8 protein-coding genes are annotated in these 10,166 nt (G+C 66.8%); 2 read left to right on the top strand and 6 right to left on the bottom strand.

Annotated features, from left to right (window positions below; all coding sequences use genetic code 11):
* Nucleotides 1-286: integrase core domain-containing protein (locus ACIA5D_RS38190; RefSeq protein WP_396035355.1), on the top strand; the 286-nt coding region annotated here is incomplete at its 5' end.
* Between the two features lie 66 nt (nt 287-352).
* Here ACIA5D_RS38190 and ACIA5D_RS38185 read toward each other — a convergent pair.
* The 6 genes from ACIA5D_RS38185 to ACIA5D_RS38160 all read right to left on the bottom strand — a co-directional run bounded on the left by ACIA5D_RS38185 (nt 353) and on the right by ACIA5D_RS38160 (nt 7,345).
* Nucleotides 353-790, bottom strand: coding sequence for a chemotaxis protein CheW (locus ACIA5D_RS38185; protein WP_396035354.1), 438 nt, complete (start codon nt 788-790; stop codon nt 353-355).
* A gap of 648 nt (nt 791-1,438) precedes the next feature.
* A complete protein-coding gene (locus ACIA5D_RS38180) occupies nt 1,439-2,005 on the bottom strand; it encodes a DUF1697 domain-containing protein (protein ID WP_396035353.1) in 567 nt (188 codons plus the stop codon).
* A gap of 776 nt (nt 2,006-2,781) precedes the next feature.
* Nucleotides 2,782-3,273, bottom strand: a complete 492-nt coding sequence (locus ACIA5D_RS38175; RefSeq protein ID WP_396035352.1) for a hypothetical protein — start codon at nt 3,271-3,273, stop codon at nt 2,782-2,784.
* A gap of 389 nt (nt 3,274-3,662) precedes the next feature.
* Nucleotides 3,663-3,995: a TfoX/Sxy family protein gene (locus ACIA5D_RS38170; protein WP_396035351.1), complete on the bottom strand. Its 333-nt coding sequence runs from the start codon at nt 3,993-3,995 to the stop codon at nt 3,663-3,665.
* 539 nt (nt 3,996-4,534) lie between these two features.
* Entirely contained in the window at nt 4,535-5,896 is a 1,362-nt protein-coding gene (locus tag ACIA5D_RS38165; protein ID WP_396035350.1) for a ricin-type beta-trefoil lectin domain protein, read from the bottom strand.
* 36 nt (nt 5,897-5,932) lie between these two features.
* Nucleotides 5,933-7,345, bottom strand: a complete 1,413-nt coding sequence (locus tag ACIA5D_RS38160) for a ricin-type beta-trefoil lectin domain protein (protein ID WP_396035365.1) — start codon at nt 7,343-7,345, stop codon at nt 5,933-5,935.
* 401 nt (nt 7,346-7,746) lie between these two features.
* Between ACIA5D_RS38160 and ACIA5D_RS38155 the strand changes: the two genes are divergently transcribed.
* Nucleotides 7,747-10,146 carry an RICIN domain-containing protein gene (locus ACIA5D_RS38155; RefSeq protein ID WP_396035349.1) on the top strand — a complete coding sequence of 800 codons (2,400 nt, stop codon included), beginning with the start codon at nt 7,747-7,749 and terminating at the stop codon, nt 10,144-10,146.
* Nucleotides 10,147-10,166: the final 20 nt, after the last annotated feature.

Below are 10,166 nucleotides of genomic sequence, written 5' to 3'. Positions count from 1 at the left end.
CTACACATCCGCCGACTACGCCATCACGTTGAAGAGGCTCGGCATCCGCCAATCAGTCGGACGGACCGGGATCTGCTACGACAACGCGATGGCCGGATCGTTCTTCGCCACGCTGAAGAACGAACGAGTCCACCGGACCGCATATCCGACTCGGAAACACGCACGCAACGATATTGCCCGCTACATCGAGACCCGCTACAATTCGCGCAGACGGCACTCGCAACTCGGATACAAGACACCCCGGCAAGTCCGGAACGAGTTCGAAGACCGGCAGCTTGCCGCATGAATTAGAACAAATCCGCCTGTCCGAAAAGATCGGGGCAGCTCAAGATGCGCTCTAGGCCGCCCGTCGTCAAACCCCGCCGCGGACTGTGTTCACGCAATGCTCGACATCGAGCACCAGCAACAGCCGATCCCCGGTCTTGTACGTTCCAACGATGAGCGCCCGCGTCGGCCCGGTCAGCGTGTCCGGCGGCGTTTCGAACGCCGCATCGTCCAGGTCGACGACCAGTCCGATCCGGTCCACCAGCAGGCTCACCGGCTCACCGTCCGCAAGCACGACCACATTGACGACCGCACCCGACATCGGCCTGGAAGGCAGCCCGAACCGGACCCTCAGGTCTACCGTCCCGATGACTTCGCCCCGCAGATTGAACAGCCCGCCGTACCCGCCCGGAGCGCCCGGCATCGGCGTGTACTTCTCGTTGAGTAAAACTTCCTGCACGACGCTCACCGGAACCCCGAAGAACTGGTTCGCGACGTCGAACGTTACAAACTGACGGCTGGGCATGGGTGACCTCCCGGACCTCGTGGCCACCAGGGCTTCACCGGCGTACCACCTGCTGTATTCGGCACGCCGCCCGTAGATTCAAGACAAACCCTGGTTCACGGCGACAACGACTGCATCGGCGGCACCGGACGCGACCATCCCTAGGCAGGACAGGCCGACGTCCTGCAAGACATCGACTCCAACGTGACGAACCACGTACGACACCCTCGACGGCGGTCCCGGTCGCGCCCGCCTGGACCTGACGCTGCGGAACGCCCTCACCGCGGCAAATCCGGACGGCGTCCTGATCGGAATCCGCTGTATTCAATGACGAAGTCGGCGTAGCTTCTGGTCGTGTCCAACTCCCGTCGCGGCCGGTTTCGTTGGCGAACACGCCTCCGGCGGAATCTTCCGCAGGTACTCGTTGATCTGGGTATCGCGGGCAAGGGCACGAGCGATTGCGGGGCCCACGAGTGGTACCGGGCGAACGACGAGGTCGAGCATTGCTACCACTGCTCGGTGAGATACCGGCCGTACGATGCCGAGCATTTTCGACCGGCAAGCTGAATCTCGGCGTCACGGACCGCAACCAGATGCCGCCCTGCGGCACGCAGACGTAGCGAGCGACTCGCGCAGATCCGGACATCCGGCAATTGCCGGGGTGCGACGCTAGCCCTCCTGGTGGGCACCTCTGGCGTTGAGTATTTCCAACAACTTGACTGTCGTACGCCAGCTGCGAATAGTCATCGACTTGTAAAGCGGTGACGTCATCATCGAGCTTAGCCGGCTCTTTGTGCGCTGAGCACTGAGACGCTCCGAATAGACGACACCATTACCCAGCCAGACCCGGTCGACGCCCTCGCGCGGATTGAATATCGGCATCGCCTCCGCAGCCTTGATGCCCATGAGAAAAATAGCGTCATGGTGGTATTTGTCCGGCTGGTTGCCGAAGCCCTTCGGTCTGTCGTCCACGACAGCCTGCAGTTCATCACGCGTGAGAACCAGGACTTTGATGAGTTCGCTGTCCAGCTTGAAGGCCTTGGGCAGCGCCGCTTCGACCTGGGCCGCTATCTCGCCGGCGTGCCGGTCCGACGTCAAGACCACGTTACCGCTGACGATATAAGTTGAGACGTCGGAAAATCCGAGCCCTTCCAGGCATTTCTTCAGTTCCGCCATCGAAACCTTGTTCTTGCCTCCGACATTGATGCCGCGCAAAAGAATCAGGAACGTCGTCACCTGGCGGATTGTACCCATGGTCGAAGGTCACGTAAAGTTACCTTCGCCTTGCGTGGACCTGCTTGAGTATCGGTCACAGAAATTGCAAAAACGAATGATGGAACCGGCATGACCGAACGCGCTCATCTCGGCAGATCCGTAAACGTGGTCATGGCTTGAGTGATCCGTCTCGACTACGTTCGGTGACCGTGAGTCGAGGCAGGTGCTCTGCTTTGAGGGAGCAGCCTGGCAGTAGAACGGACCCATGTGGGCCATCGCTGGGCGGGCGTGTGCTCCAGACTTGCTCCCCGCCGGGCGTCTTGCCGTTGTTCTGCGGGGAGCCGAAATCCGGGCCTGGCGGTCTCCGGCAAGGGCTGGGATGCCGCGCGGGAGGGGAGCAGTGTGGTTCCGGCCGGCGAGCACGTTTGAGCTGCTCATCGGCTGTTTCCGTCGGTCGTGGGGAAGCACTGTGGCGATGAATCTGGCGTTCCTGGCGGGGTCGTGTGGCGCTGCTCCCCAAACTGGTGATCGGCGGGGAGCAGGTGGGGTTGTCGCCAGCGGTTCCGAACGGCGTCGAACAGCGTTCAGCGATGCCGAGTAACGCTCCCTGGCCTGGGTTGATTTACGTTTTGGCTGGTCAGTGGCTTGGGTAGACCACTTTCACACCGGAGAGGTCACTGGTTCGATCCCAGTATTGCCCACACCTAATCTGACCAGCCAAAAGGTCCACCGCGTTGATCCACAGCGGTGGACCTTTTGTCCTAGTTCTGGGAGCAGCTGGGGAGCATGGCTGCGCCTCACAGGGTGACCTCTCCCAGCACGCTATTGTTCGCTCCCCGATGAGCGCCACTATGCCGCCAAGGGAGACGATGGCCGAGGCGCTTGGCTTGGGCAACCTCGGGAACCTCGTCCTCGATCATCCAGGTCTTGTGGGTGTGTCGCAGGTCGTGAAAGTGCATGCCTGGCACGACCGGAGCGATGAGGCGGGCTGGGTTGCCATCGGTGGCGGGGCGCCAGTGGCGGCGGCTGAAGTTGGACCGGCGGTAGAGGCCGCCGTCGGCGCCGACGAAGACATGGAGATGGTCATGGCTGTCGAGGTGGCTTTGAAGCCATGTCAGCAAGAACGGCGGCAACAAAATTTCACCGACGGCGGCCGGGGTCTTGGGTGGTCCGAGTTCAAGTCGGCCGGCGACCTCATGTAGGGCGCCTGTGTGCGGGTCGATGCAGATGCGGCCTTCGCCGGGTTTGCAGTTGTGGCGTTGAAGTCCGGTCAGCTCGCCCCAGCGCATCCCGGTGTAGGCGGCAGTGATGGCGAGTGTGGCTGGCGATAGCTAGGACCTGGGCGGGGGTAGCCCAGGGCCGTTCAGGCTTTGGGTGCCCGCCTGACACCTCCGGCAACGACGCACATTTCGGCAACAGTCCACGACCGTCCGGAAGCTCGTGAACCCGTTGGCCGCGTCCGCACAGCGGCATGAGCGTCCACCGGTGGTCGGGTTCGTCGCAGCGATGACGGCACCACAAGGCGACGCGCCGGCGGGATGTGGGGGTTGTCAGAGGAGGGGAGGTCGGTTCGGGTCGAACGCCTCGGTGATGTTGCCCCGGTCGAGCGTCTCGATGAGCGCGTTCGTCCCGCGTTCGATCTTGAGCCGATCCGGACGTCCTTTCGGTGGGAGCGGCGTCACTTTGCTGGCAGCGATCGGGCGTAGCTGACGCCCCGGGACACCCACGACCTGAGCTGGCGTTTCGAAGCCAGGCTGGACGGATCAATGCGAAGCCAGCCATCCATTTCGCGCCCGCGCATCTCGAACCGGCTGGCTTCGGGCCGTTGCACGAGGGCAGGGGTATCAGTCGGGTCGACCCGCAGCAGCAGGCCGCCCTGCCCGCTGGCGCTCACCGCCATGTTGCCGTTGACCAAGAACGCCAGTCCGCCAAACATCCGCTTCTCGGTCAGGCCTGGTTCATCCTGCACGAGTTCCCGGATGCGGTTGGCAAGATCCTCGTCGTAAGCCACGACGACAGTGTCGCACCGCTGGGCAGCCAAGAAGGGTCGCCCGCACGTGCCGACCCGCCGGCTTGCCCGATGCTCCGAGGTCGCCGACGGACAACGATCCCGACAGTCATGGTCCGCACTGCGCGATCGGCGGCAAATAAGATATGAGGCGCCAGGCTTGCTCTCAGGGCGAATAAGGCGCTGGTCGCCGTCAGCCTGTGCATCGGTGCGGGTTTCTCCCAGGGGATGTCGGCTACGCGGAATGGCCGTGTGCCCGGAGGGACTGCGGCAGCGCCCAGCTCTCCACTATCGCGCGCAGTACGGGCGCATTGGCAAGCCAAAGCTTGGCCCCGGCGTCCACACCCGCCCGCAGGGTCTCGCGCGGACCCGCCGTCGCCTGCACCCATGGCTGCGCTGCCTCGTGGCCGGCAGCGATCGCGCGACGTACCAGCTCGGCCAGCACCGCCTGCGGGTCAGCCCCTGATCCCGAACCCGCGGGGGAGCCCGGCCGGCCGGAGCGGCGACCCCGGCCGGCCGGGCGGTGACGACCGCGCGCTCAGTCAGTTGCGCAGACTCCACTGCTGGTTGGCCTGGCCGTTGCAGGACCACAGGATGAGCCTCGTGCCGTTGGCGGTGCCGGCCGCGTTGGCGTCCAGGCAGAGTCCCGACTGCACACCGGTGAGGGTGCCGTTGGCGTTGACGTTCCACTGCTGGTTGGCCTGGCCGTTACAGCTCCAGACGATCACCGCGGTGCCGGGGCTGGTGCCGGCGCCGTTCGCGTCGAGGCACAGGGAACCGGACAGCTGCAACTGCTTGCTCGAGGTGTACGTCCACACCTGGCCGGACTGGCCGGCGCAGTCCTGCAACTGCGCGGGGGTCCCCGCGCTCTGCGCCGGCGCGGTGACACACCGGCCGGACTGGCCGCCGACGATCTGCGTGCCGCCGCCGGTCGGCGGGGTGGTCGGCGGGGTGGTGGGCGGGGTGGTGGGCGGCGTGCTGTCGAACTGGGTGAAGAACTTCCACACCACCGCCTGGGTCCAGGACCGGTCGCCGGGGGCATAGGGATCGGCGCTGCCGTCGACGGCGTTGGGGGCGTGCGGTCCGTCGAAGGGAGCCCACGCCACCGGGTATCCCGCCCGGCAACCCGAGTAGTAGGTGACGATGTGGGTCAGGCTGCCCTGGGCCGGCTCCGGCGGGTTCTGCGCGGCGCACCCGTTGTTCCGCACGAACTGGTCGCGCAACGAGCGGCCGAGGGAGATCGGCAGAGTGGTGTCGCGCAGCCCGTGGATGCCGATGTATGCGATCGGCTGGGTGCCGCCGTTGCACCCGCTGAGATTGGCGCCGGAGTACACCGCGACCGCGCGGAAGACGGTCGCCCGGGAGCACGCGAGGGCGTACGTCATGCCACCGCCGTAGCTGAATCCCGCGGAGAACAGCTGGGTCGTGTCGACGCAGAGCCCTCCTTCGATCTGCCGGATCATGTCGTCGACGAACGTGAGGTCCTGCCCGTTCGAGTTGGCCCAGCCGTTGCCGAGGCCCTGGGGCGCCACGAAGATCGCGCTGTTGTTCGACAGCGCCCGTAGCCCGTAGTAGGACCATAGGTATCCCACGGTTCCGCCCGAGTCCACGTCGTTCGCCGTGCCGCCGTTCCAGTGGAAGCCGAAGACCAGCCGGTACGGGTGGTTGCTGTCGTAGTTGTCGGGGACCCGGAGGATATACGTGCGGTTCTGGCCGCTGCTCTGTATGGAGTGCGTGCCGCTGGTCAGCGCCGGCGCCTTGCCGCACCCGGCGGTCGCGGCGAGCGGAGCGGCGCCCGCCGCGTACGCGGTGGGTCCGAGGCCGGTGGCGAGGGCGGCGACCGCCATGGCGAGGGCAAGTCCCACCGCGGCGAGCGCACCGGCCAGGGATCGGCGTCTTGACATGGTTGGGCTCCGTTCTGTCTCGGGGTAGGCGCGGTGTCAGCCGCGGTTCCACTTCTGGTTGGCGCCGCCGTTGCAGGTCCACAGCTGGACCCGGGTGCCGTTGGCGGTGGCCTGCCCGTTGGCGTCCAGGCAGAGCCTGGAGGGGACGCCGACGATGGTGCCGTCGTTGGACAGCAACCACTGCTGACCCGCGCCACCGGCGCAGTCGGCGATCTCGACCGGAGTGCCGGCGGTGGTGCCCTGGTTGCGGGCCTGCAGGCACTTGCCGCCGAACACCCGGAGTTCGGCGGCGGTGGTCGGGGTGAAGGTCTGGTTGGCGCCGCCGTTGCAGTCCCAGATCTGCGCGGCGGTGCCGTTGGTCTGCGACGCGCCGGCGATGTCCAGGCAGCGGCCGGACTGTGCGCCGGTCAGCCGGAGGTTGGGCAGCGTGACCGAGCCGGTCGTCGTGTCGATCCCCCAGGACGGGTACCAGCTCAACGCCGCGGTGCCGCGGTCGGTCAGCGAGATGGGCAACCACACCGGCAGCGACGAGTTGAGGTCTCCGGCGTTCCATCGGTCGCCGACGTACACGTAGCTGGTGCCGGCGCTGCCGGTGACCGGCAGCAGGAACGACGTCTGCGAGTCGTAGGTGCGGGTGCCGGCCGGGGCCACGTCGGTGAACGGGCTCCACGGGCCGGACAGCGAGGTCGCCGTGGCGTACACGTTGTCGTTGGTGCCCCAGCCGGTCAGGTGGGAGCCGAGGAGGAAGTACCGGCCGCCGACCTTGGCGATGGCCGGCGCCTCGAGCTCGGGGAAGCTCGCCACCGCCTGCTGCGCCGTGGTGTAGTCGGCCGACAACCGGTCGATGCGCAACAGGCCGGCCGGGTCGTCGTGCATCAGGTACGCGGTGCCGTCGTCATCCTTGAACAGCCCGAGGTCCCGGCTCTGGTGGCCGAGCGGATTGCCGGCGCCGAGATACGTGTACGGGCCGCACGGCGTGTTGCTGGTCGCCACGCCGGCCCGCCGGTCCTGGTAGGCGGTGTTGTCGATGTGCATCCACAGCACGTACTTGCCGGTCGCGTCGTTGTAGAGCACTTTCGGCCGCTCGACGATGCGACCCGCGGCCAGGTCGCCGCTGCTCTGCCGGGACAGGGCGTTGCCCTGCCGGGCCCAGTGCACCAGGTCGGTGGAGGAGTAGCACGCGACCGCGGTGAACGTGGACCCGGCGCTCTTGTCCTCGCCGACCATGTAGTACGTCGAACCGACCCGGAAGAGTCCCGCGCCGTGCGCCTGCAGCCGGTTGCCGGCCGTGTCCGTCCACGGCGTGGCGGGTGTGATGGTGGCCGTAGCGCCCCGTGCGGGCGAGGCGGCCGCCACCGAGGCGATCAGCCCACAGATGGCCAGTACCGCAACTGACCGGATACGACCGAGCCGGATGTGCACGATTCCTCCCAGGGACGGGTACTCCATCACGGATGACTTCTGCCGGGTGCGGCGCCGCGGGTCAGCTTTGCCGGTTCCACTGCTCGTCGGCGCCACCGTTGCAGTCCCACAGTTCGACCCGGAGTTGTGCTCCGGAGTGGTGGAGAGTTCGACGAATCGATTCGACGATTTCCCCGCACCCTAGCCGCGTCACGGCGACGTAGCAACGTTCATCGATGGATTATCGCCGCGGCCGATGATGGAGCCATCGTCCGCCGGCGTCGCGGCCTCCAGGAGTTTAAGGCATCTTGGCGTCCGCACTGCATCGATATCTGTCGCTTGACTTCATCATACGTACGACCTATGTTGCAGGGAAGTTACGCCCGTGCCGTCGTCGAACCGATTCGCCGATGGGCCCTTCCCCTGCCCCGATCACTCGAGGAGACGCCATGCCCCTGCGCTCCCGCTTCCCTCGTAGGCCGGTGGTGGCCGCGGTGACCCTGGCCGCCACGGCCGTAGCGGCCAGCGCGGTCACTGTCGCGGCCTCGGCGCTTCCGGCCGCGGCGGCGACGACGACCGTCTACGCGTCACCGTCCGGCGGCGGCAGCACCTGTTCCAGCAGCCAGCCGTGCTCCCTGTCCGGGGCGCAGATGGCGGTGCGCTCGATGGTGGCCGGCATGTCCGGCGACATCGCGGTCCAGCTCGCCGACGGGGTGTACCGGCTGTCCGCGCCGCTGCGGTTCACGGCGGCCGACTCCGGCACCGGCGGGCACACAGTCGTGTGGCAGGCGGCTCCGTCGGCCCATCCGGTCATCAGCGGCGCCCGGCAGGTCACCGGCTGGAGCGTGGCCGATTCGGGGAAGAACATCTGGCAGGCCAGCGTCGGGGCCGGAGTCGACACGCGGCAGCTCTACGTCAACGGGACCCCGGCGACGCGAGCGCGCACCCAGGTCAACCGCTCCGACTTCACCGCCTCCGCGGCCGGGCTGCGGTTCACCAACTCCGCCCTCAACTACCTCAACGCGCTGGCGAACCAGAGCCGGGTCGAGGTGGAGGCCATCAACTCGTGGACCGACCGGTACTCACCGGTGCAGAGCATCTCCGGCAACCTGCTGACGATGCAGCAGCCTGCCTGGAACAACAACACGTTCGGGTGGGACACGCTGACCAACCCGTTCCGGGCCGGGCCGATGTACCTGGAGAACGCGTACGAGTTCCTCGACTCATCGGGTGAGTGGTACCTCAACCGCGGCACCGGGGTGCTGTACTACATCCCCCGCTCCGGGGAGAACCTGAGCAGCGCCGACGTCGAGCTGCCCACGCTGCAGTCGCTGGTCGCCGTCGGCGGCACGTACGACTCGCCCGCGCACAACCTCTCGTTCTCCGGGATCACGTTCACCGGCACCAGCTGGCTCGGGCCCAGCAGCAACCAGGGCTACGCCGATGAGCAGACCGGCGGCTACCTCACCGGGAACTGGTCGTGGCCATCGTTCGGCTCGTGCGGGTCGGGCTGCTCGCAGTTCGAGGCGACCCGTCCGCACTGGAGCCAGATGCCCGCCGCGGTGCAGTTGTCCGCGGCCAACACGATCACCTTCAGCGGCGACCAGTTCGTCAACCTCGGACAGATCGGGCTCGGCCTCGGCAACGACGCCAACGCGCACACCACCGGCGTCGGCCTCGGCGCCGCCGGGATCACCGTCACCGGTTCGACGTTCACCGGGCTAGCGGCGGGCGCGGTGCTGGCCGGCGGAGTGCAGGCGGACGCGCACCATCCCAGCGACGCGCGGATGACCAACCGGAACATCACCATCAGCAACAACGTCGTGCACGACGTCGGCCTGGACTACCGCGACATGGTCTCGTTCCTGCCGACCTACGTCACCAACGCCACGATCACCCACAACGAGGTCTACAACATGCCCTACTCCGGCATCTCGGCCGGGTACGGATGGGGCTCCAACGACGCCGGCGGCAACAACGAGTATGCCAACCGGGGCCTGTACAACTACCAGCCGCGGTACAGCACCGCCACCACCGCGACCAACACTCAGATCACCGGCAACTATGTGCACGACGTGATGCAGCAGATGAACGACGGCGGCTGCATCTACACCCTGTCGGCCAACCCGAACGCGGTCATCAGCGGCAACTACTGCCTGCGTACGCACGGGTATTTCGGCCTTTACTTCGACGAGGGCTCGCGGTATTTCACCGCGTCCGGCAACGTCTTCTCCGACGTCGGCACCTGGTCCACCGAGAACGCCTGGAGCGACGTCAACACCGGCAACCTGACCGTACGCGGCAACTGGACCACCAACGGGTCGACCGGCATCGCCAACGGCGTCCGCGGGAACGTCGTCACCGGCAACACCACGGTGTCCAACAACAACTGGCCGGCCGAAGCCCGCGCGGTGATGGCGGCCGCCGGCCCGCAGTCGTCGTCGAACCCGCCCGGCCAGCAGAACGTGCAGGTGGTGGGTGGTCAGTCCGGCCGGTGCCTGGAGGTGCCGAACTCCAGCACGACCAACGGCACGCAGACGCAGCTGTACGACTGCTCGGGCGCTTCGAACCAGCGGTGGAGCTACACCTCCAGCCGGCAACTGACCGTGTACGGCAACAAGTGTCTGGACGCGTCGGGGCAGGGCACCGCCAACGGCAGCGCGGTGATCATCTGGGATTGCAGCGGCCAGGCCAACCAGCAGTGGACCGTGAACGCCAACGGCACGATCACCGGCGTGCAGTCGGGCTTGTGCCTGGACGCCAACGGGGCCGGCACCACCAACGGCACGAAGATCATACTGTGGTCGTGCAACGGCGGCGCCAACCAGCAATGGAGCCTGCGCAGCTGACCCCGCCCCCGGTCACACCG

Source organism: Actinoplanes sp. NPDC051513, from assembly GCF_044454685.1.
Classification (GTDB): Bacteria; Actinomycetota; Actinomycetes; order Mycobacteriales; family Micromonosporaceae; genus Actinoplanes.
The sequence above is the reverse complement of the archived record's forward strand: the minus strand, read 5'-3'. Positions and strand labels throughout refer to the sequence as shown.